Origin of the sequence: Streptomyces sp. NPDC087844 (genome assembly GCF_044742785.1) — a bacterium.
GTDB lineage: Bacteria > Actinomycetota > Actinomycetes > Streptomycetales > Streptomycetaceae > Streptomyces.
In genome coordinates this window covers 106,705-127,542 of record NZ_JBIUVD010000006.1, presented here as the reverse complement: position 1 = coordinate 127,542, position 20,838 = coordinate 106,705, and the positions used below count along the sequence as shown (strand labels likewise).

Sequence of the window (20,838 nt, the reverse complement as noted above, 5' to 3'; positions counted from 1 at the left end):
CGTCGGAGCCGTCGGCTGCGCAAGCGGGTGGCCGCGAAGTTGAGCGGGGTCGGTCGGGCCAAGTGCCCTCAGTGCGGGGCTGCTTGGGTGGCCGGGGTGGACCGGCGTTCGAACGCCGTGTACTGCTCGCGGCGGTGCGTCACGAGGGCCTGGCGGGCTCGGAAGGAAACGTTCGGCGAACGGTCACAGTGACCGCATCGCGAACGCATCCGAACCGCGCCTTCGATCAGATTCTGGTCACTTTCGGTCATTCATTGTGATCATAGGATTTATAGTCTGACTCTCGTTCTCAGATGCGGGCCGGGTCTTGTCACGGCCTCGGGGACGTGCCCCGGCCTTGCGGTGGGTGGTGGATGCCATGCCCGAAGAGATAGAGATCGCCGACAAGGTCGGCTGTGTCAGTGCGAACCGGTACGCGGAGATCGTGGCCGAGCTGCGGAAACTGGTGGAGACCGCCAGCCGGATCCAGTTCACGATCGGCGACTACGCGCTGGAAGTGGAGCCGATGCGCGAGTCCGGCGGCCAGGAGCGGAGCGACGGGCTGTTCACGGTCAAGGACTCGCTGTTTTGCCTGGCCGAGGACATCGGGCTGTCCTACGCGATGGTGGACAAGGCCCGGTGGACCGCGTCGAAGTGGCCGAAGGACCGTCGGATCTCGGGAGTGTCCTTCACCGTCCACCAAATCCTGGCGTCGCTCACGGACGACGAGGAACGGTTCAACGCGATCACCAGCCCACCCAAGGGCAAGGCCCGTTGGACGCCGGACGAGGCGAACCGGAGAGTCGGCCGACAGGTCGAGCGCCCGGTCACTCCGCAGGAGAAGATCAGCGCGATCCACACCCTGGCCACCGACGAGGAGGTCGCGGCCACCGTCACCAGCGACCTGTTGCGGCGGCCAGCGGTGGTCGCCCAGGTCAATCAGGAGGACAAAGTCCGGGTCGTCGAGGAGCTGACCCGCGACGAACACGTCGCCGCGAAGGTGACCACAGGTCTGCTACGGCGCCCGGACGTCGCCTTCCGGGCCATGTCCGACGACACCGCCCGCCACCAGGTCAACCACGCCCAGGTCGAGCGGGGCCGACAGGCCCGCGAGCACTTCGAGGACACCAGCCCCGTCGCCCCGGCGATCCGCAACATCGACCGGTCGGTGGAGTTCCTGGACCTGGTCACCGCCTGCCACTCCTTCGTCGCGGCCGCCGGCCGGGTCGTTCCGGGCATGCGTGACCGCCAGCTCGGCGACGACGAACGCGTGATCGTGCACGAGAACGTCGCCCGGGTGCGGGCGACTCTTGACTGGATCGAGACGGCCGTCGACACCGGCAAGGTCGACGTCGACGGTGAGCTGGCCAAGCTCCTGCAAGGCGAGTAACCGTGCCGCGCGCCTCCGAGCGCAGATCGGCAGCCGCCCAGCGCCACGCCGACACCGTCCGGTTCGTACTGTTCGAGGCACGTCCCGCCGGTCTGACCTTCGTCCAGCTGGTCAGAGCCGGCGAGCTGTCGCCCCATCAGACCCGCTCGGGCCTGGCCTGCCTGCGGGACACCATCACCGAACGCGGCTGGCCGCCGCTGATCTGGACCCGGCCGGACGGCTACAAGTTTTGCGCCGACCTCGCCGAACTCCAGGCATACGAGGTCGCGGTCATCCGCGGCAAGCTCACCGAGATCCGCCGCTTCATCACCGGGGTCGTCGCCCCGCACGCCGCTCTCCAGCCCAAGGGCCGGTGGATCAAGCACCTGAACACCCAGCTCAACTCGGTCGAGTCCACGCTCGATGTGATCGCCGACTTCACCGACGCCTGACCGGTGGGGGGGGGGGGGGGGGCCGCCCCCCCCCCCCCCCCGGGGGGGGGGGGGGGCGCGCCCCCCCCCCCCCCCCCCCCACCCTGTCTTGAGGGAGGAGAGGCCGTTGCCGCGGCCCCGCTGCTATCCCTCGGACACCTTCAACGACGAATGGGTCCTGCTCGAACCGCTGCTGCCCACCCCGGCTTGCGAGTTGCCCAAGGGCGGGCGCCCGGAGAAGCATCCTCGCCGCGAGATCGTCGACGCGATTCGGTACGTCGTCGACACCGGCTGCAAGTGGCGGGCCCTGCCCAGAGACTTCCCGCCCTGGCGGACCTGCTACGGATTCATGGCCCGCTGGGCGGCTGCCGGCGTCATCGGACAGATCCGTGACCAGCTCCGCAAGCGCATCCGCCGCGAGATGGGCCGGGCGCCCGGCGCGGTCGCCACCGTCATCGACTCCCAGTCGGTAAAGGCCGCCGACACCGTAGGGAAGGACTCGCGCGGCTACGACGCGGGCAAGAAAATCAACGGCCGCAAGCGGCACCTGGTCGTGGACACCAAGGGACTGCCGCTGTTCGTCATGGTCACCCCGGCTGACATGACCGACCGCAACGCGGCAAAGGAAGTGCTGTTCCGGCTACGACTGATGCACCCCGAGATCACCATCATCTGGGCCGACTCCGCCTATGCCGGACAGCTCGTGACCTGGGCGAAGACCTACCTGAACCTGACGATCAAGACCGTCAGCCGCCCCAAGAACACCCCCGGGTTCGTCGTCCTGCCGCGGCGTTGGGTCGTCGAACGCTCACACGCCTGGGTCATGCACGCGCGCCGGCATGCGCGCGACTACGAACGGCTCATCCAGCACTCGGAATCACTGATCACATGGGCCGCGATCACCCTTATGACCAGGCGAATCACCCGCCGAAACTCCCGCAGGAGCGGACAGCCGCCCTCCCGCGAGGCCCAACGCGACTGATCGTCTCGGCACTGACGGTCAGCAGTCCCACCAAGAGGTCACCGGGCTTTATAGCCAGCCTGATTGTCGCACCACCACGACGGCTCCACCGGGCAATCCGCACCCGCGAGACCAGCCGTCACCCAGCCGCACGATCGGCAGCGGGCAGCCCCGAGAGCAAAGCGGCGGACTGGCGGACGAGGATCCCAGCGTCGTCAAACAACCCCAGTGCCCTGCCGATCTCGCCGGACAGCTCGTGACCTGGGCAAAGAAGTACCTTGGGCTGGCCCACCGCCGGAGATCACCTGTCCCTTGACGGGCTGCGCGAGGTCGTCAGCGACGACTTTTCTGTCAAGTTCAGCCTATTGCCATGCCACAGGTCGGAGGCCGGACCGCGAAGCCGGGCTCGTCTCCTGCTGCTTTTTCTGGCGCGGCGCGGCGGCGCTGTCGATGACGGTGTCCAGCAGGCTGCGGGAGCGTTGCAGGTCCTCGATCATGCGGTCGATGCGAGCCCGCTCCACCGTCAGCTCGCTCACGAGGAACTCGTCGGCCGTCTCGGCCGGGCCGCCGTCGCTGTCGCGCATGCAGGGCAGCAGCTTGGAGATCTTCGAGCTGCACAGGCCGGCGGCGTACAGTTCCTGGATTCGCTGCACCCGGGCCACCGCCGCCTCGGCGTACTCCCGGTGTCCGCCCGGGGTGCGCTGGGCTGACAGCAGGCCCTTCTGCTCGTAGTAGCGCAACGAGCGCTCGCTGACGCCCGGAAGCCGGGCCAGCTCACCGATTCGCATGACGTAGATCACATCGTTTCCGCTTGATTCTCACATTGGTGTCAACTTCTACGGTAAACACATGACGCACGAAACGACGACCTCCCCCCTCCTGGACCCTGCCCGCCTCGGCCGCCACGAGCTGGCGAACCGCCTGGTCATCGCCCCCATGACCCGCAACCGCGCTGAGAGCGACGGCACACCCACCCCGCTGATGGCCGAGTATTACGCCCAGCGCGCCACGGCCGGGGCGATCATCGCGGAAGCTTCCACCCCGAACACGGTCGGCCAGACCTATCCGAACATCACCGCGCTGCACACCGAAGCCCACACCGCCGGATGGCGCCAGGTCACCAAGACCGTCCAGGCCGCTGGCGGCGGCCCGATGTTCCTGCAGATCCAGCACGGCGGACGCGTCGGCCACCCCGACAACAGCGGCCTCACCCCGATCGCGCCTTCGCCGATCGCGCTGCCCGAGCCCATCTACACTCCTTCCGGCTTCCAGAAATCGGTCACCCCGCGCGAGATGACGTCCGACGACATCCGGCAGACCATCGCCGACTTCGCCGCCGCAGCCCGCCGCGCCGTCGACGCGGGCTTCGCCGGGGTCGAGGTCCACAGCGCCAACGGCTACCTGCTCCACCAGTTCCTCGCGCCCAACACCAACCAGCGCACCGACGCCTACGGCGGCAGCATCGACAACCGCATCCGCTTCACCACCGAAGTCGTCGACGCCGTTGCCGACGCGGTCGGCGCGGACCGCACCGGCCTGCGCATCTCCCCCGGGAACACCGTCAACGGCATCGCCGACACCGACGCCGACGACCTCTACCCGGCCCTGCTGAAGGCCAACGCGGGCAAGGGGCTGGCCTACCTGCACGTCGCCTTCGCCAATCCAGAGCAGCCGCTCTTCGCCCGCCTGCGTGAACTCTGGACCGGCACTCTGATCGCCAACCCGGTCCTGCCCGCCGACCAGATCCCCGCCGACGGCGGACGCGAAGCAGCCGAACGCCTCCTGGTCGCAGGCGCCGACCTCATCGCACTGGGCCGCCCATTCCTCGCCAACCCCGACCTCGTCCAGCGCATCCGCACCGGAGCCCCGATCAACGCCGTCCGCGCCAAGTACGCGATGTACACCGGCGGACCCACCGGCTACACCGACTACCGCACCATGCACACCCACGACTGACTTGGGTCTGGTCGGCGAACGCCAAGGACGAAGAACCGCTCCAGCCCCAGGCGTGCGGGCACCTCGGTGAACGTCTCGTAGACCAGCCTGTTCGAATCCTGAGCTGGGGAACTACACCGGGACTTTGAACACAGGCACTCATGGGGGACCCCAGGAGGACGAGCACGCGGGCCCGAGCGCCGCCGAGCAGCCGGGTGAGACTGTCCGGAACGGCGACAGGGGAGGGCGAGTACTCGTGCTGGTGGGCCTGCGCCAGCACGCCCGAGCAGGGGTACACGACCCCGTACCGGTGCGGGGTCGTCTCGGGGTGCGGGCGCTGCCGGGGTTCCTCCCACGACACCCACCCGTGCCGTTGCGGAGTCACCGGTACGAAGACGATCCGGGCGCCGGAGATCTCGCGAGGCGGGTACTCGTGCAGATTGACCTGCAGCCGGTTCTCGCCGAGCCAGCGCATACCCGGCCGCATCGAACCGAGCGCGGCCGCCCAGCCCTCCTGGCTCAGCCGGGCGGTGCGGGCCACGACATCCGCTTCGAGCACGCGCCGGCGGCGGCGCCAGTCGGGGCGTACGGCCTCGGTCCAGACGTGGGTGAGGAGATCGGCGGCGCGTTCGGGAAGGTCGTCGCGGTCCCGGAGGATCTCGGGCAGCGGCCCGCGCAGGGCGACGGCGAGGTGGGCGCGGGCTGCCTCGGGGGAGGCTCCGCGCACCCGGGCGACCTCCGTGGCGAAGTCCTCGTCGCCGCGCGGGGTGGGCGTGAGGAAGTCGGCGATCCACTCGCGTCCGAACCCGGCCCGGACGAGGGCGGAGGTGACGGGGTCGGACGCCAGCCGCCATGCGTAGCGGGGCAGATGGGCGTTCAGCCAGACCCGTTCGCCGGGATGCGCGGCGCTCCGGACGTGCAGTGCCTTCAGACAGGCGAAGGTCTCGGCGAGCGGCGAGAGCACGAAGCGGCTCCCGGCCAGGGTGTCGGCGTTGACCTGCCACCAGCCCATCGCCGCAGCCTCCTCGTGTCGTGCGCGGTGTAGGGGTTGCTGTCGGTCTCGGTGTCGGTGTCGGTGTTGCGCGGTTTCGCACAGACGCGAAACTCTAACGGCTGCCCCGGCGCGGGCCCGAGACTCCGGCCCATGCGACCGACGTATCGACCGACGTATCGACCGACGTACCGGTCCCTCTTCCGCACCCCGGAGTTCACACCCCTCTTCCTGGCCTCCTCGGCGCAGGTGGCGGCCCAGACGATGAGCGGACTCGCGCTCGGCACCCTGGTCTACGAGGCCACGGACTCACCCCTCCTGTCGGCCCTCAGCATGTTCGGGCCCTCGCTCGCCCAGGTCCTGGGCGCGACCACGCTCCTGTCGGCGGCCGACCGGCTGCCACCGCGCGCCACGATGACGGGCACCGCCCTGGCGTTCGCGGCGGGTACGGCGCTCCTGGCGCTCCCCGCTCCCCTCTGGACGGTCTTCGCGCTGGTTCTGACCCTCGGCCTGGTGGCTTCCCTGGGCGGAGGTGTCCGCTGGGGCCTGCTGAACGAGATCCTGCCCAAGGACGCCTACATCGTGGGCCGTTCGGTGTTCAGCATGGCGAACGGGATCACGCAGATCACGGGATACGCCACCGGAGGCGTCCTGATCGCTCTCCTGTCCCCGCGCGGCACCCTGCTGACGGCGGCTGCCCTCTACGCGACGGCCGCGGCGGTGGCCCGCTGCGCGCTGACGCCCCGCCCGCCGAGAACCACCGGCCGCCCATCGGTACGCGCCACCTGGCACACGAACAGAAGCCTGCTCTCCCCGGGCCCCCGCCGCCATCTCTACCTGGCCCTCTGGATCCCCAACGGCCTGATCGTCGGCTGCGAGTCCCTCTACGTCTCGTACGCTCCCGAGCACGCGGGCCTGCTCTTCGCGTGCGCGGCGCTGGGCATGCTGGCCGGGGACGTGACGGTCGCCCGCTTCGCCGGACCGGGCCTGCGCCCACGCCTCGGGGTACCGCTGCTCCTGCTGCTGGCAGCCCCGTATCTCCTCTTCGCCCTGCAGCCGCGCCCGGCCCTGGCCGCGGCGCTCGCCGCGCTGGCCTCCGTCGGTTTCGGCGCGAGCCTCCTCCAGCAGGAACGTCTCATGGCCGTGACGCCGCCCGAACTGGCGGGGCACGCACTGGGGTTGCACTCGTCCGGGATGCTGACGATGCAGGGCGTGGGCGCGGCGATGGCGGGCTCGGTGGCCCAACTGTCCTCACCGGCCACGGCGATGGCGGCGACGGCGACCGCGTCGATCGCGGTCACGCTGACGCTGGCGCGGGGCCTGAGGCCCGTACGACCGCCGTCTCCCGCGCCCGCCGCCCCTACGCCTACCGAGCGACGAACTGGGTGAGGATCGCCTGGACTTCGTAGATGTCGACGCCCTTGGTGAAGGTCTTCTCGATGGGCGTGGGCGTGCCGGAGATCCAGATCTTCAGCTCGGCGTCGAGGTCGAAGGTCCCGGCGGTCTCGACGGCGAAGTGCGTGATGCTGCGGTACGGAACGGAGTGGTACTCCGTCTTCTTACCGGTGATGCCCTGCTTGTCGACCAGGATGAGACGGCGGTCGGTGAAGAGGATGGTGTCGCGGATCAACTGGTAGGCGGCGTACACCTGCTCGTTCTGCCCGAGCAGTCGCGCGTAGTCGTTCTGGGCTTTCGCCGGATCGACGGTGTGCGCGTTTCCGAACAGCGCCATGACTGACCCCCATGGGATGTGTGAAGTCCCAAGAGCCTCGCACCGGAGCCCATGCGGAGCAATGCTCTGTTTCCGGGCTGTCGCAAGGATGCGACAGCCCGGAAACGCAGCCGCCCGTGCCCACGCCTCAGGCCTCAGGCTTCGGGCCTCAGGCTTCGGGCCTCAGGCTTCAGGCTTCAGGCTTCGGGCTTCGGGCTTCGGGCTTCAGCGTGGGCGGGTGGCATCAGTTCTTGCTGCCGTCCACGATGACCGGCGTGCCGTTCGAGCCGGTACCGCACGGCACCGCGTAGACCGGGTTTGCCTTCGCGGCTTCCTTGTATGCCTCCAGGCACTGGTTGTACAGCACCTTGTCGCTCAGCGACGTCTCGATGATCTTGTTGGCGCGGGCGACGCCCTCCGCCTCGATCCGCTTGCGCTCCGCCTCGGCCTTGGCCGTACGCGACGCCTCGGTGGCCCGCTCGGTGGCCTGCTCCTGCTGGATCTTCTTGTCGATCTGCTCCTGCAGCTTCTTCGAGGGCCGCACATTGCGCAGGTTGACGAAGGTGACGTCGATCCCGCGCGGTGCCAGGCGTTCCTTGACGAGGTCGGCGATCTCGGAGCCGATCTGCTCACGTGCGGACGCGTAACCCTCCTCGCTGGTGTGCTTGGCGAAGACATTGCGGATGATCTCGCGGCTGTCCGGCAGCACGAGCCGCTCCTCGACGGCTTCCTCGTTGCCCGCCAGCCGGTACAGGCCGACCGCCTTGGCGGGCACCACGGCCCACTTGATGGTGACGTCCGCGTAGAGCACACCGCCCTGCGAGGAGCGCACCTCGACCACGTCCTCGTCGTTGAGGTTCAGGTCCACCGGGCGGGTGGAGAAGGACGTGACGTCGGTGAGCGGTGACTTGAAGTGGACGCCCGAGGCCAACGGCGTACCGACCCTGCCGAAGGTCACCGGCACGCCGACCTCGTAGGCGCTCACGACATGCACGCAGGCGAAGACGCCTGCCAGCACGCCCGCCACGGCACTGAGCGCCGCCCCGAGCTTCCAGCCCGAGGTGCTTCGACCACCACCGCCACGGCCGACGAGAAAGAGCACGACTGCGGCTATGAGCAGCAGGATGGACAGTACGAACACGGCTTTCCCCCTTGAAACACGTACCCGCGCCCCCCAGGCGCGGCGGGGCGCATCGTAGCGACCTCGGATGAAGGGCGGGGGACGGCTGGATGATCAGACAGGGTTCGAGTCGGATGGGCGGCCGGACCAGTTTCCCGCCATCCACGGCTGCGCATCGGTACCGTGCCTGGCGCCGCCGAGGGAGGCCCGGCGGGATGTCGACAGCGGCAGATCGTGACGGTCGAGTCATGAGCGCGATCCAGATGGTCCGGAGTCCGGAGTCCGGAGTCCGGAGTCCGGAGGTCTGCGGTCTGCGGATGTCGAGAACGTGGCACCGGCTCCGTCCCAGTGACACCAGCGGCCACCACCGGCCGCACGACGCAGAACACGACGCAGAACACGACGTAGAACTCGACGCAGAACACGACGTAGAACTCGACGTACAAGGAGAAACCAGCATGGCGATTCAGCGTATGGACAACGTCGGCATCGTGGTCGAGGACATGGATGCCGCGATTGCGTTCTTCGTGGAACTGGGTATGGAGCTGGAGGGCAGGGGGCAGGTCGAGGGCCTCGTCGCCGACCAGTGCACCGGACTCGACGGCGTCCGCTGTGACATCGCGATGGTCCGGACCCCGGACGGTCACAGCCGGCTCGAACTGGCGAAGTACCGCAGCCCCGCGGCGATCAGTGCCGGCCCGCGCAACCGGCCGCACAACGTTCTGGGCACGCACCGCGTCATGTTCGCCGTCGACGACATCAAGGACACCGTCGCCCGCCTGCGCCCCCACGGCGCCGAACTCCTCGGCGAGATCGCCCGGTTCGAGGACAGTTACCTGCTCTGCTACCTCCGCGGCCCGGAGGGCATCATCATCGGACTGGCGGAGCAACTGAGCTGACGAGGGCCCTCACCAGGAGGTGCGGCTGTCAGGGCGTAGGGCTGCACTGTTCACCCCGCGACGGTTACGCGGACGGGGGTGGCGATGATCGCCGGTGACCTCGGAGAACCCACGCCCACTGGTCGATCCGCGCCCGAGCAAAGACGTTCGCGTGGCTCAGCGGAGTGCCGGGCTGTGCCGGGCTGTGCCGCGAACCGCGAGGAACTGATCGCGCGCAACGCGGCCACGCTCGTTGCGCCCTTCCTCCCCGCGTCCCGATCAGGTATTCACACCGTTTCCGGCTGGCTGAAGCGCGGACAGTTCGGCGTCACCCGGGCGGTGGGCCGCCTCGGCCGCCTTACGCAGAATGACCCGGTCGACCTTGTCCACATCGGCGAACAGATGAATCAGCACGCCGTCGTCGGGCACCGCGTATTCGTGACTGCCACCGGCCGTTCGGTACCAGGCGTCGCCGTCGCGCTCACAGGTGACCTGCTTGTCCGAGACCTCGCCCAGCGGCTGCTTGGGGCAGCTCTGCGCTGTCATCGTGCCGCGACCTACGAACAGGCTGAATTTAGTGGCGGCCTTCTCGGACAGATACGCGGCGACGAACTCGTCGTCGTACTCGCCGACTGACTCCTGGAACACGGTGTATCCGGAGACCTCGGTGACATAGACGAGTTCCGGCGCGACACCCCAGGCGCGCGCGGCGGCGTCGAGATCGGCGCTGTCAGCGGCCACCCCTTCCGCCCCGTCCCCCGTGTCCGCGTCACATGCTGTAAGGAGCACTGGCAGCAGGAGGAGGGGGAGCAGCGCACGAGCGGTTCGCATCATGGGCACATCCTGTCGCACAGGCATGCCACAGGCGCAACGGTTTCTGATCCCCCGCCCGCGTTCCCCGCCTATCGACCGCGCACCTGCGTCCTCCCGCGCCCGGCCTACGACGAGACCCTGGCCGCGACGGGGCGAGGGATAACGCGTCGGGGCGAGCGATAACCAAATGATCCGTCGCAACCCGTGCCGCGTCAGAGGCGCGGACAGCTATGACGTGCCCGAGCGGACCGTGTTGTCGGTGACGGAGGCCTTCGGTGTGGCCAACTCAGGCCCGCAGGTCTGCGAGGCCCAGCACGGCCGGGCCGAGCACACGTACGAGCGACGTACGAGCGACGCACGGAGAGCTGCTGAACACAGCACGTGGAGGACGCGCCGGGCCCGACAGCTTGCGGGCGGGCGGTGGAGTGCGGGCAGGAGTACGTCGATGCGCGGCTGGCCGGCGGTCTCGGGCGGACGCTCTACGACCGCCACATCGAACTCGGCCTGTCTCAGGCCGACCGACCTGGCTGGGCGGACCGGGATGACGCAGCCTCAGGTGCTCCGGATGGAGGGTGGCGACACCGTGCCTCCCCTCCCGCTGCTGCGACGCCTGGCGAAGGCCCTGGACGGCACCCCTGAACCTGACCATCGACGAGGGTGCTTCGCACGTCACCTTTACCCCGTACGCCGCCTGTATCCCAGCCTCGCCCGGTCCGGCGAGGATGTCGTTGACCTGAGGTCGTATTCCTGCTGATTCGTAGCTCTGGAGAGATCGGTCATGAGGCGGGAACGGACGAGCCACGGTCGCTCGGACCCAGCGGCGTCGTCCGGGGACAGTCATCGGGGTGCTGCGTGTCGCTGCTGTCCTGCAGTCGTACCCGGCGGCCACACGGCGGCCCGACTCCTCTAGTATGACCCGCTTCAGACCTGGGGGGTCCTCGTGAGAACATTACCGACCGCTGTGACGGCGGCCCTGGCGTGCCTGGTGATGGGGGTCTCCATGACTGGGTGCTCAGATGACAGCGCGGCGGAGGAACTCTCTGCCGATCAGATGTTTGACGATGCTAATGACACGATGCGCGGTCTGAAGTCAGTAACCATCGATACGGTGACCAAGGTGACCGGCGGAGAAGATCGCTCCAGCCGTCTGACGACCGATCTCAAGGCCAAGTGCGCGTTCAAGACGACCTCGGCCACGGGCGCCAGCCTCGAACAGATCCGGATCGACAGGACGGATTACGTCCGCCCGAATCGGGCCTACCTCAAGGCGTCCGGCCATGACATGACGGGCGCGGACGAGCAGAAGCGTTGGGTCAAAACCCCTGTGAGCAAGTCCCAGCCGGGAGACGGGCTCGCCCAGTGCACGCACGAGTTCACCTCTTTCGACAAGGCCACCAAGGGCGAACCGACCAAGGTCGATGGCACTCCGGCCATTCCGCTGAAGGTGGCCGATGAGGAGAACAAGGGCGGCTCCTTCGCCTTTTACGTCGCCACCGAGGGAAAGCCGTACATCCTCAAAGTCGTGTACAAGGACAGCGAATTCGACAACACCACATCGTTCAGCGCCTTCGATAAGCCGTTGGACGTAGACCCGCCGGGCAAGGACGAGGTGTTGGACCTGGGCGGCATGGGCTGATCGGCTGATCGGCTGATCGGCTGAGGACAAGATCCTCGCAGGACGGTGCCCTGTTCGTCGTCCTCAGGGTGGGCAGCTTCGGCGGAGCAACACATGATGAGTGCCCGCGCCCGTGCCCGTGATCGGGCCCGTGCCCGTGCCCGTGATCGGGCGATCGCCGATCGGCGCGGCTCGGCTGGGCTCGGCTCGGCTCGATGATCCGGGAGACAGAAGGGAAACGGGCCCCTCATACTCCAGCTGTAGATCGTGATCTCCATGTCTGGGATGCGGCTTGCCGCCGGTAATGGCCGGTGCGTGCTCGCTCCTGATGGCGGCGTCGCCAGTGGGACCAGCCGAGTCGGTGGGATGTGTCGTGGAGAGGCTGGACGACGACCGTGATGAACAGGCGCTGGATCTCGTTGCAGGACAGCGGGACCATGCCAGTCGGCCCGGGATGACGGGCGTGTTCGTCGGCTCTGACGACCGAAAGGAAGGCGTGAGCGAGCAGCGCAAGGGTGACCCACCGGGTCCAGGAGGGGTAACGGCGGACCTGGTGCTCATCGAGTCCCGCCAGCCCTTTCCCGGCACGGCATGCAAGGTCTTCTTCACACGCCACCTGGAGTCAGCCATCTTGACCAGGGCGGCCAGTGGCGCTGGCTTGCTGGAATGGCAACGCCAGTAGGCGAGTTCGCCGGTAGCTCGGTTGCGGCGGAACAGCAGCGGGCGCCCGTCCGGCGCCGGCTCGGCAAGGTCGATGACGGCGCAGTCGTAGAACCGCTCTCCCTTCGCACCGCGTCCTGCCGCAAGCTTCTGCCAGACCCGCTTCGGCACCTACTGCGCCAGGGATCGGCACGGAACGTGCCCGCACCGGTCGTCAGTTCGACCGAACATGCCGCCGCGAGGGCATAGCCGATGCCGTGTTCCTCCAGAGCCGCCCGCGGTTTCGGGTTGCCGCCGTAGACCTCGTCACCTGTGACCTAGCTGGCGTGGTGTCCGGCGTCCAGGAACCGTTCGATCATCGAGTGCGCCCGTTCCGGCATGGTCGCGAAGACCGTGTCCTCGCCGAGCCCCGCTGTCCGGCAGCGATCTGGGTCGCACGTCCAAGAGCGCGGGACATTACAGCTCCCGGTCCACCGCCGCGTGTCGCCGGACGCCGGCGTAGCCGAGATAGACCGTGACCTGCGAGTTCTCGATCCTGCCGCCCGTTCCGGTGTACTGGCGCTGGACGGTGACGGTGTGGGTGCCCTTCCTCATACCGCCGGTCTTGCCTGTTGCCGGACCTACCGCGCAAGAACTGCTGGACGATCGCCGAGTGGACCAGGGAGGCCGGCCCACACGGTATGCAGCATCTGCTGTGCCGAGTCGTGGGGGATGCCGATGCCGTCCGCGGCGACGTGCGCGAATACGTTGTTGCGCGCACCTCCACGACGATCCGCGGTGCTGGTCATCGACGATGCCTCGGTCCAGTAAGTCGGTCAGAGCCCGGTGCCAGGCCGCGGCGTTGTCAGTCCTCGCCGCTATCGTTCGCCCGTTGACGATCTTCAGGGAGGGGTGGCTCGATGGGTGCCAGCGGATGGGACTACGTCACCAGGTACGACGGCGATGTCGAGGCGGCCTTGGCGACACTGCAGGCCAGGGTGTTCCAGGAGGAGTACGGCAGCGATGACCGATACCGAAGCCTGGAGAATCTCTACGAGGACGAGGAGTTCATGGGGACGGAGGGCACCCATACGATCCTCGACATCGACAGGGTTGTTGCCACGGATGACCCGCCGACGCAATCCAATGTCGCTGACTACGGCACCCTGCGCCCTCTGGCTCCCAACCGCGTGATGCACCACTTCGGCACAAACCACCCGGCGGTCGAGCAGTACGAGGAACTCGGTGTTGCTGCCAACGAGGCTGCGAGCCATGAGGAGCACGAGCGAAGCCTGCTCGGCGAGTGCCGGATGCGGTGGACCGGTTACTACGTCGTCCTCTACTGCGGCGATAGGCCGACTCACCTGGGAATCTTCGGATTCTCGGGAGACTAGGACTGACGCGGCGGAGCATGCGGCTGACCCTTGCTGCTGATCGTCCATATGGCCATGGGGCGGGGTGATGTGACGGATGTTGCGTGCGAACGGCTTCAGCCGTTCCTCCGGTCAGCAACAGGCGTCGCGGACGATGGCGGGATCACCGGCAGGTGATCGACGGGATTCCGCACAGGGTGCGAACCGGAGTTCAGCCGTGACCTGCCTGAACGGTTCAACCCATGGAAGACGGTCTACGAACGTCACCGGCTATGGTCGGCCGATGGCGCCTGTGAACAACTGCTCCGGCAGGTCCGGGCCGCAGCTGACGCAGTAGGCGAGACCGACGGGGACATCTCGGTCAACTGCACCATCGTCTCCACCATCGTCCGCGCGCACCACCAGGCGGCCAGCGCCGGAACAGCCTCAGTGGCTACCCGTGGGCTACCCGTGGCAATCGTTCGTGATCCTTGGCCAAGCGACCTGCACCTATGGTGAATCCTGCGTCTATTGCGTAAGGTTCATTATTCATTTTCACCTATTACTCTTCAGGGGGGGGCGGCGATGCCGGACACCGGGATCAGCGAACTTGTGCGGATGTGGATCAACGGCTGGGTCGTCTCCCGCGGCAGCTCGGACCCGGTCGACGAGCCGTGGGGGTGGACGATCGACGTCGGGCAGCCCAAGCACGTTGCCCGACACGTGCTGCCGGAGCCCTGCGAGGCCGATGTGCGCAAGATCGTCGCCGGGACGAGCGCGCCCGGAACGTGGCTGAAGCTGTTCGCCGAGGACCAGGCGGTCCTGCCCTGGGTCGGGCCGGGCTGGTGGCGCGACATTCCCGGTTTTCTGATGACCTGTCGTCTAGTGCCGGAGTGTCATGAGGTGCCGGCCGGTTACACGCTCACCAGTTGGACCCGGGGCGGCGTCAGTCGAGTACTGGTCCGCACGCGCGCCGGGCACTTCGCCGCCCGTGGACAGATCGCCCAGGTAGCGGCCCATGTCGTGGTCGACCAGGTCGAGACCGCCGCCGAGCACCGGCGCAAGGGCCTCGGCGGCCTGGTGATGCGCACGCTGCAGAGCGCCGCGTACGAGGCCGGTGCAGAGACTGGCCTCCTGGTCGGCACGCCCGAGGGTCGGGCGCTTTACTCCTCGCTGGGCTGGACCATGCGCTCCCCGATGACGAGCCTTTGGTACGAGCCATCGGACGCCGCCCAGTGACCTGAACATGACACCACTGGCCCATCTCGCCGGACTCCGCCTACGCGGCGCCATCCTGTGGCTTCGCAGCCTCCAGCCCACCAGGTGATCTGAACTCACAGCAGCCTTTAATGGCCAAGACACATCCTTCGCAGTGACGTGGCCGAGTCGGCAGAGGCTTGCGAACGTGGCGAAGCGGCTGAGGCGGGTAAGCCCGCCGGCCTTCTACTGTCAGCTCTCGACGCACTGCTGATCCGATACCCCACGGCGTTGGAAGAGCACCAGATTCAGCGGCCGTACCGAGTAGCGGGACTCTCGGCTTGGGGAATCCCCGGTGCTCGCGGTGGTCGAAGGTGCTCTGCCGCGGTCATACCTCGGGTGAGGGGTGCTTGCGGAGTGGCCCCTCGATGCTCCTGGCTACCGCTGTTGACCGCTCGGCTGGGCACAGATGGGACACGAGATCGAGAGCTGTGAACGCCTACCGCAGTTGCGCGCCGATGACTATTTCGATAAGAGGCGCAGAGGTGCACCCTACGGAGCCTCGGACAAATCAGAGGGAGATGATCCGCACGTGATTGCCACAGAGTCTTGTCATGTCGTCGCTGTCGGACGTCAGCAGCGCGACCCGCCCTGGCTGGCGCAGTGCCACTTCGGCCACGGTTGCGTCGGTGGCGTACTTGTGGCCGTGTAGTCCGGCCTCCTTGAGGAGTTCCGCAGCGGCCTTTGCGGCCCGCTCGGTGACCGGTTCCACCTTGATGCGTGACAGAGCCCAGTCGAGGTGTGGAACGTTGGTACGCGAGTGGCTGACCTCGACGATGGTGTTCACTCCGATGGCGAGGTCGGCGCCCATCTCGTGGAACACCCGCAGCAGTGCGAGGAACTTGCGGTCCCGCGTGATCCAGGCCGAAAGTCCCTCGGAGCCCAGGACAACGGTTTTGATGCGCTCGCTCATGCGCCGTCCGTGTTCTTGGAGGGGGCAAGGACACCGAAGATCTTCGACCGAGCCTCCGCCATCTCCTCGTCGCTGTACTTCCCGTGCTCTTCTTCATGGCGTCGTAGGTCGTCACCCAGCAGCTGGTGCCGGATCTGGCGGGCTACTGCTTCCGCCACGTAGCCGGAGACGTTGTCCGTGAGCTTGCGAAGCTCTGCCACCTGGCCGCTGGGCAAGGTGGCAGTGATACGAGTCGTGGAGGACATACGGCAAGCATGCTGGAGTATGCGCTGTATGGCGTGCGTGTGATCGCCGCTCCTGGGTGCGCGTCGGGGCGGTCTGCGTTCCCGAATTGGGGCAGCGCGGGAGTGGGAGGCAAGAGAAAGGCTCCAGACCTGCCCTGACCTGGCAGTTCCGGAGCCCAGCCCTGATCGACGCTGTGCCCCCGGCAGAATTCGAACCTGCGACAGCCGCTTGAGGACGGTGCCTCTTGAGCTGAGTGCCTCAACGATAGCGCCGGGTACTGACAGCGGATGTGGCTGGCGATCTCTCAGAGGCTTGGCTGCTGTCGGCAAGTCGATCACAACAACTCTTCTTCGAGCACCCATACGAACGCTCCCCGACCTTCGGGAACGTCCAGCCCTCGTAGTCCACTTCGACGCTCGGAGAAGGGGCGAAGGCTGCAAGATGCCTATGCCGTGGCTGACGCGGGCCGGACAGTTAGTCGATGACGTTCATTCGACGGAGGCCACAGTCTCCGTACCACAGCTCGGCTATCCCGGATGGGTCATCATCCGCTTCCGCGACCCGGACCAACACCTCCGCGTACGCATCGGCCTCCCCGACCCGGAAGCCTTCGCCGACACGGTCCGAACGGTGAGCGCTTGGGCTGACGAGCTGCGAAGCATCGGCCTGCTGGCCGACCTGCGCTATCCCACCTCCTACCGCGAGATGGGCCGCTGGGGATCCGGCACCGCATGGGAGGCGGCCGAGGAGGTGTTCCGGGCGGACTCGCGCGCCGTCCTGGCCCAGCTCGCGCAGCCAACAGCGTCCCGGTCAGCGCACGCTGGTGGCAGCCCACACGGTCGCCATCACCTCCGCGTTCCTCGGCACTACCGAGGCTGGAATGCAGTGGCTGATCGACCACATCCCGCCGACCGCCCCGGTGCCCGTTCCGCGCCCGCAGTTCACTGAGGCCGTACGGCTCGCCGACCCGAGCGACGACTGGCCGGCCCTGCGTAGCGTCCCGGGCGGAGACGCCATCGTGTCCGGATGGGCCGACCGGGAAGCGGCACTCGCCGCGTACCGGTCGCACCTACCGGGCCCGGACACCCAGGGCATCGCCGTCGACGACGTCCTGACCTCCCTGCTACACGTCCACTTCGTACGCCACGTCGCTGTGAACTTCCCGGAGGAAGAGGTGTGCCTCCACCTGGCGCGCGCCGCCGCCCTGGCCTGGACCGCCCGCACCAGGGGGAGGGCTTCGTGAGCGCCCACCCCGCGCTCGGCCTGGTCGACGCCATCGCCGCCCAGCTCGCCGACCCTGATACCGCGCCCCTCGGCTCCAGGACGCTGTCCTCGAACCGGCAGCACCTTGCCTACGGACCTCCCGGAATCGCGCTCCTGCACATCGAGCTGGCCGCGAACGGTCTCGGCCCGTGGCACCGCGCCCATGGCTGGCTGGCAGCCGCCTCCCGGCAGCCGCTCACCAGCGGCCCGGACAGCCACCCCTTCTACGGAGTGCCCGCCTTCGCCCACGCCCTGACCTGTGCCACCAACCACCTTCCCGACTCCTACCAGCGCGTCCTCGACGTGATGGACAGACAGATCACAGTCGACGTCGGACGCCGTCTCGATGTCGCACACCGTCGCATCGACGCCGGACGCCTGCCGCAGCTCGCGGAGTTCGATGCCATCCGGGGCCTCGCTGGATACGGCGCCTATCTGCTGCGCCGAAACCCCAGCAGCTCCACGATGCGCGCCGTTCTCGACTACTGCGTGCGCCTCACCGAACCGATCATCCACCACGGCGAGACCCTGCCGGGCTGGTGGGCGGAGACCGGTCCCTCGGGAAGCCCGGACGACCGATTCCCCGGTGGACACGCCAACACCGGTATGGCGCACGGCATCGGCGGCGTGCTCGCGTTCCTGGCCCTCGCCGCTCGGAACGGCTCCGTCATCGACGGGCACCATGCAGCACTGCGCACCATCCTGGCCTGGCTGGACCGCTGGAAGGAGAAGACCGACGGTGGGCCGGTCTGGCCGTACTGGGTAACTCAGGGCGAGCTGCGCAGGGGGCGTCTCGGCTCGTCAGTCCTCAGGCGGCCGTCCTGGTGCTACGGCACCGCCGGCCTCGCCCGCGCCCAGCAACTTGCCGCGCTTGCCCTCAGCGATACCAGCCGACAGATTTTCGCGGAGAACGCGCTCGTGGCCGCCCTCACCGATCCCGAGCAGCTGAAGGCCACGACGGACAACGGCCTCTGCCACGGGTTCGCCGGCTTCGCCCACGCTGCCGCGCGTACGGCCGACGACGCCCACCCCTCGACTGCGGGAGAACTCCGCGCCGCGATCCCGGCCCTCCTGGCTGCGGTCATTCCACCGGGCACCGACCCCGAACTCATGGCCACGGCGCTCATTCAGGACGAGGAAGGCGGCCCCGGTCTACTCGACGGCGCCGTTGGCATAGCCCTGGCCCTCCTGGCGCCCAGCACCGCCGCACCACCCCGGTCCGCCTGGGACGCATGCCTCCTCATCGCTTGATGCACCGACCGAAGGACCTCTGTGCCTCCCGACCGCTGGCAGCAGCACAACATCACCTTCGTCGACCGCGAAAGTGCCCGCCGCACCATCGCCGAACGCCTCGGCCCCGCCCTGATCGAGGCCGAGGCCGACGGACAGCTGACCGGCTGGTGGTTCATGAACAAGCGGCCCTGGCCGCTGCGTTACCTCGCGGACAAGCCCTCACCAGCCATTGAGTCGCTCCTGAGCGATCTCATCGGCGGCGGCGTGGCCGTGTCGTGCTTGCCCTGTGTCTACGAGCCCGAGACCGATACCTTCGGCGGCCCGGAGGCCATGGACGCAGCCCACGAACTGTTCCACAGCGATTCCCGCCACCTGCTCACCTACCAGCCGAGCCCGATGCACTTGGGACGCCGGGAGACCGCTGTCCTGCTGGCGAGCGTCATGATGCGCGGTGCCGGACTCGACTGGTTCGAACAGGGCGACGTATGGGCGAAGGTCGCGGCCCTTCGACCGGCCACCCATCCACCATCAGCCGAACGAGCCACCGAACTGGCCCCGGCCATGCGAAAACTCATGACCGCCGATGCCCACAGCCTCTATCGCTCGGGTGGACCACTCCACGCTCACGAGGGATGGGTGACCGCCTTCGAACGGGCCGGCGCCACGCTCGCCGACCTCGCAGACCGCGGCGCCCTCACCCGCGGCCTGCGAGCCGTCATCGCTCACCACGTGATCTTCCACGCCAACCGCAGCGGTCTCCTTCGGGACGACCAGAGCGCCCTGTCCCACATCGCACGAGAGGTAGTCATGGGAACGATTGACCACACCGAGTCGCCCACCGAGGCAACGGCCGACATCGATAGCGTCAGCGCGGTGAACAGCGACACGATCACCACCCCCACGGCGGATGCCGAGCGCTTCCGCAACGCCCTGGTCGACCAGCTCCGCGCGGACGGACATGCCCGCACGCCCGCCGTCGAGACCGCGTTGCGGACCGTGCCACGCCACGTGTTCGTGCCCGAAGCGTCGCTCGAAGACGCCTACGCGAATGCGCCCGTGCACATCAAGTACGACACCGACGGCACGTCCATCTCCTGCGCCTCCCAGCCGGGCGTCGTCGCCCTCATGCTGGACCAGCTCGACGCCCAGCCCGGCGAGCGCATCCTCGAACTCGGCGCCGGCACCGGCTACAACGCCGGCCTGCTTGCCCACCTGGTCGGCAAGAACGGACAAGTGACCACCCTCGATGTTGACGACGACCTCGTGGAAGGCGCTCGTGCGCACCTCGCTGCCGCCGGGATCACCAATCTCGAGGCCGTGACCCGCGACGGGGCTCTCGGCTACGCCGAAGCCGCGCCGTACGACCGGATCATCGCTACCGTGGGCGCGCACGGCGTGCCGCACGCCTGGCTGCAGCAGCTCGTCCCCGGTGGCCGTCTTCTCGTCCCCCAGCGCCTCAAGGGCACGGTGTCCCGCTCCATCGCCTACGAGCAGCGTGACGGCCGGTGGGTGTCCCTCGGCAGCGAGATGAACACCTTCATGCCGCTTCGGCGGGGCATCGCCGACGACGATCGCCGGATGATCCCGCTCAGTACGGACGGCGCCGTACGACTCCAGGCCCCCGCCGGGCACAACATCGACGCCGACGCCCTCGCAGGCGTACTTGACCAGCCGCGCACCGAGAAGTGGACCGGCATGACGGTCCGCGCCATGGAATCGCCTGAATGGATGGAACTGTTCGTCACCTGCTCCCTTCCCTCCGGTCTGATCCGGATGCTGTTCCCCCAGAGTGCCAAGGGCACTCTGCTCACCGAGGACCCCTACCCCTCGTCGACCGCGGCCGTCGACGAGGGCGCCGTCACCTACCTCGCCCGGCGCCTGTCAAAGGAGAAGACCCCCGAGGGCGACAAGCTCTGGGAGTTCGGCGTCATCGGCCACGGCTCCGGTAGCGACGAGCTGGTCGCGAAGGTCGCGGACGCCATCCGCACCTGGGACCGCTACTACCGCGACCGTGAGGCCACGTTCGAGATCCAGCCCCTTGGCGCCCGCGAGATCGAGCAGCGTGCCGGTCTTTTCTCTCTCGACACCTCGCTGAACCGCATCGTCGTCGACTGGCGGTGACGCCCCACGCGTAGCAGACGGTGCCCGCGGCA

At 68.0% G+C, this 20,838-nt stretch carries 19 protein-coding genes and 4 pseudogenes; 15 read left to right on the top strand and 8 right to left on the bottom strand.

Annotation, left to right across the window (positions count from 1 at the left end; translation table 11 throughout):
* The first annotated feature begins 358 nt into the window (after positions 1–358).
* The 3 genes and pseudogenes from ACIOKD_RS14610 to ACIOKD_RS14600 all read left to right on the top strand — a co-directional run.
* On the top strand, positions 359–1,369 hold the full coding sequence (locus ACIOKD_RS14610; protein ID WP_402082964.1) for a DUF6192 family protein: 1,011 nt from the start codon (positions 359–361) through the stop codon (positions 1,367–1,369).
* A 2-nt stretch (positions 1,370–1,371) separates the two neighbouring features.
* Positions 1,372–1,800, top strand: a complete 429-nt coding sequence (locus ACIOKD_RS14605; RefSeq protein WP_402082962.1) for a RacP protein — start codon at positions 1,372–1,374, stop codon at positions 1,798–1,800.
* A 106-nt stretch (positions 1,801–1,906) separates the two neighbouring features.
* A pseudogene (locus ACIOKD_RS14600) lies at positions 1,907–2,774 on the top strand (IS5 family transposase); the annotation flags it as partial.
* A gap of 328 nt (positions 2,775–3,102) precedes the next feature.
* On the opposite strand, the gene ACIOKD_RS14595 reads toward ACIOKD_RS14600, so the two are convergent.
* Complete coding sequence (locus tag ACIOKD_RS14595; protein WP_402082959.1) at positions 3,103–3,528, bottom strand: MerR family transcriptional regulator; 426 nt, start codon at positions 3,526–3,528, stop codon at positions 3,103–3,105.
* A gap of 61 nt (positions 3,529–3,589) precedes the next feature.
* Here ACIOKD_RS14595 and ACIOKD_RS14590 point away from each other — a divergent pair, with 61 nt between their 5' ends.
* Positions 3,590–4,696, top strand: a complete 1,107-nt coding sequence (locus ACIOKD_RS14590; protein ID WP_402082957.1) for an alkene reductase — start codon at positions 3,590–3,592, stop codon at positions 4,694–4,696.
* Here the strand turns inward: ACIOKD_RS14590 and ACIOKD_RS14585 are convergent.
* A complete protein-coding gene (locus ACIOKD_RS14585) occupies positions 4,611–5,687 on the bottom strand; it encodes a transcriptional regulator (RefSeq protein WP_402082954.1) in 1,077 nt (358 codons plus the stop codon). The two genes, ACIOKD_RS14590 and ACIOKD_RS14585, sit on opposite strands and share 86 nt — an antisense overlap.
* 132 nt (positions 5,688–5,819) lie before the next feature.
* Here ACIOKD_RS14585 and ACIOKD_RS14580 point away from each other — a divergent pair, with 132 nt between their 5' ends.
* Positions 5,820–7,055: an MFS transporter gene (locus tag ACIOKD_RS14580; RefSeq protein WP_402082952.1), complete on the top strand. Its 1,236-nt coding sequence runs from the start codon at positions 5,820–5,822 to the stop codon at positions 7,053–7,055.
* On the opposite strand, the gene ACIOKD_RS14575 is transcribed toward ACIOKD_RS14580, so the two are convergent.
* Both ACIOKD_RS14575 and ACIOKD_RS14570 read right to left on the bottom strand, forming a co-directional pair.
* Entirely contained in the window at positions 7,033–7,398 is a 366-nt protein-coding gene (locus ACIOKD_RS14575; RefSeq protein ID WP_402082950.1) for a PH domain-containing protein, read from the bottom strand. The two genes, ACIOKD_RS14580 and ACIOKD_RS14575, sit on opposite strands and share 23 nt — an antisense overlap.
* A gap of 223 nt (positions 7,399–7,621) precedes the next feature.
* The gene (locus tag ACIOKD_RS14570; protein ID WP_402082947.1) at positions 7,622–8,518 is read right to left on the bottom strand and encodes a prohibitin family protein; all 897 of its coding nucleotides are present in this window, start codon (positions 8,516–8,518) and stop codon (positions 7,622–7,624) included.
* A 437-nt stretch (positions 8,519–8,955) separates the two neighbouring features.
* Between ACIOKD_RS14570 and ACIOKD_RS14565 the strand changes: the two genes are divergently transcribed.
* Entirely contained in the window at positions 8,956–9,396 is a 441-nt protein-coding gene (locus ACIOKD_RS14565; RefSeq protein WP_402082944.1) for a VOC family protein, read from the top strand.
* Between the two features lie 258 nt (positions 9,397–9,654).
* Here ACIOKD_RS14565 and ACIOKD_RS14560 read toward each other — a convergent pair whose 3' ends face one another.
* Positions 9,655–10,116 (bottom strand): hypothetical protein, encoded by a 462-nt coding sequence (locus ACIOKD_RS14560; protein ID WP_402082942.1) that lies wholly within the window; start codon positions 10,114–10,116, stop codon positions 9,655–9,657.
* Between the two features lie 259 nt (positions 10,117–10,375).
* Between ACIOKD_RS14560 and ACIOKD_RS14555 the strand changes: the two genes are divergently transcribed.
* Together ACIOKD_RS14555 and ACIOKD_RS14550 are read left to right on the top strand one after the other, a co-directional pair.
* Positions 10,376–10,942, top strand: coding sequence for a helix-turn-helix domain-containing protein (locus tag ACIOKD_RS14555; RefSeq protein WP_402082940.1), 567 nt, complete (start codon positions 10,376–10,378; stop codon positions 10,940–10,942).
* Positions 10,943–11,149: 207 nt separating this feature from the next.
* On the top strand, positions 11,150–11,824 hold the full coding sequence (locus tag ACIOKD_RS14550; protein WP_402082937.1) for a hypothetical protein: 675 nt from the start codon (positions 11,150–11,152) through the stop codon (positions 11,822–11,824).
* A gap of 226 nt (positions 11,825–12,050) precedes the next feature.
* Here ACIOKD_RS14550 and ACIOKD_RS14545 read toward each other — a convergent pair.
* A pseudogene (locus ACIOKD_RS14545) lies at positions 12,051–13,069 on the bottom strand (IS701 family transposase); the annotation flags it as partial.
* Positions 13,070–13,071: 2 nt separating this feature from the next.
* Here ACIOKD_RS14545 and ACIOKD_RS14540 point away from each other — a divergent pair.
* From ACIOKD_RS14540 to ACIOKD_RS14525, 4 genes and pseudogenes are all read left to right on the top strand, one after another.
* A pseudogene (locus ACIOKD_RS14540) lies at positions 13,072–13,258 on the top strand (IS701 family transposase); the annotation flags it as partial.
* Positions 13,259–13,362: 104 nt separating this feature from the next.
* Positions 13,363–13,836, top strand: coding sequence for a hypothetical protein (locus tag ACIOKD_RS14535; RefSeq protein WP_402082934.1), 474 nt, complete (start codon positions 13,363–13,365; stop codon positions 13,834–13,836).
* A gap of 543 nt (positions 13,837–14,379) precedes the next feature.
* A complete protein-coding gene (locus ACIOKD_RS14530; protein WP_402082932.1) occupies positions 14,380–15,033 on the top strand; it encodes a GNAT family N-acetyltransferase in 654 nt (217 codons plus the stop codon).
* 123 nt (positions 15,034–15,156) lie between these two features.
* Entirely contained in the window at positions 15,157–15,486 is a 330-nt protein-coding gene (locus ACIOKD_RS14525) for a DUF6959 family protein (protein ID WP_402083534.1), read from the top strand.
* A gap of 76 nt (positions 15,487–15,562) precedes the next feature.
* Here the strand turns inward: ACIOKD_RS14525 and ACIOKD_RS14520 are convergent, their stop codons facing one another.
* Positions 15,563–15,964: a DNA-binding protein gene (locus ACIOKD_RS14520; protein WP_402082929.1), complete on the bottom strand. Its 402-nt coding sequence runs from the start codon at positions 15,962–15,964 to the stop codon at positions 15,563–15,565.
* Positions 15,961–16,209, bottom strand: coding sequence for a hypothetical protein (locus ACIOKD_RS14515; RefSeq protein ID WP_402082926.1), 249 nt, complete (start codon positions 16,207–16,209; stop codon positions 15,961–15,963). The genes ACIOKD_RS14520 and ACIOKD_RS14515 overlap by 4 nt, the downstream gene beginning before the upstream one ends.
* A gap of 499 nt (positions 16,210–16,708) precedes the next feature.
* Between ACIOKD_RS14515 and ACIOKD_RS14510 the strand changes: the two are divergent.
* The 3 genes and pseudogenes from ACIOKD_RS14510 to fxlM form a co-directional block, all read left to right on the top strand.
* Positions 16,709–17,432: pseudogene (locus ACIOKD_RS14510) on the top strand (thiopeptide-type bacteriocin biosynthesis protein); the annotation flags it as partial.
* A complete protein-coding gene (locus ACIOKD_RS14505) occupies positions 17,429–18,703 on the top strand; it encodes a lanthionine synthetase C family protein (protein WP_402082924.1) in 1,275 nt (424 codons plus the stop codon). The pseudogene ACIOKD_RS14510 and the gene ACIOKD_RS14505, both read left to right, overlap by 4 nt.
* Before the next feature lie 21 nt (positions 18,704–18,724).
* Positions 18,725–20,806, top strand: a complete 2,082-nt coding sequence (fxlM, locus tag ACIOKD_RS14500; protein WP_402082922.1) for a methyltransferase, FxLD system — start codon at positions 18,725–18,727, stop codon at positions 20,804–20,806.
* Positions 20,807–20,838: the final 32 nt, after the last annotated feature.

What these genes read in the sequence shown, in the direction of transcription:
- ACIOKD_RS14610 (WP_402082964.1), top strand. Translation starts at nt 359, where the DNA reads ATGCCCGAAGAGATAGAGATCGCCGACAAGGTCGGCTGTGTCAGTGCG.
- ACIOKD_RS14595 (WP_402082959.1), bottom strand. Translation starts at nt 3,528, where the DNA reads ATGCGAATCGGTGAGCTGGCCCGGCTTCCGGGCGTCAGCGAGCGCTCG.
- ACIOKD_RS14590 (WP_402082957.1), top strand. Translation starts at nt 3,590, where the DNA reads ATGACGCACGAAACGACGACCTCCCCCCTCCTGGACCCTGCCCGCCTC.
- ACIOKD_RS14585 (WP_402082954.1), bottom strand. Translation starts at nt 5,687, where the DNA reads ATGGGCTGGTGGCAGGTCAACGCCGACACCCTGGCCGGGAGCCGCTTC.
- ACIOKD_RS14580 (WP_402082952.1), top strand. Translation starts at nt 5,820, where the DNA reads ATGCGACCGACGTATCGACCGACGTATCGACCGACGTACCGGTCCCTC.
- ACIOKD_RS14575 (WP_402082950.1), bottom strand. Translation starts at nt 7,398, where the DNA reads ATGGCGCTGTTCGGAAACGCGCACACCGTCGATCCGGCGAAAGCCCAG.
- ACIOKD_RS14565 (WP_402082944.1), top strand. Translation starts at nt 8,956, where the DNA reads ATGGCGATTCAGCGTATGGACAACGTCGGCATCGTGGTCGAGGACATG.
- ACIOKD_RS14555 (WP_402082940.1), top strand. Translation starts at nt 10,376, where the DNA reads ATGATCCGTCGCAACCCGTGCCGCGTCAGAGGCGCGGACAGCTATGAC.
- ACIOKD_RS14535 (WP_402082934.1), top strand. Translation starts at nt 13,363, where the DNA reads ATGGGTGCCAGCGGATGGGACTACGTCACCAGGTACGACGGCGATGTC.
- ACIOKD_RS14530 (WP_402082932.1), top strand. Translation starts at nt 14,380, where the DNA reads ATGCCGGACACCGGGATCAGCGAACTTGTGCGGATGTGGATCAACGGC.
- ACIOKD_RS14520 (WP_402082929.1), bottom strand. Translation starts at nt 15,964, where the DNA reads ATGAGCGAGCGCATCAAAACCGTTGTCCTGGGCTCCGAGGGACTTTCG.
- ACIOKD_RS14515 (WP_402082926.1), bottom strand. Translation starts at nt 16,209, where the DNA reads ATGTCCTCCACGACTCGTATCACTGCCACCTTGCCCAGCGGCCAGGTG.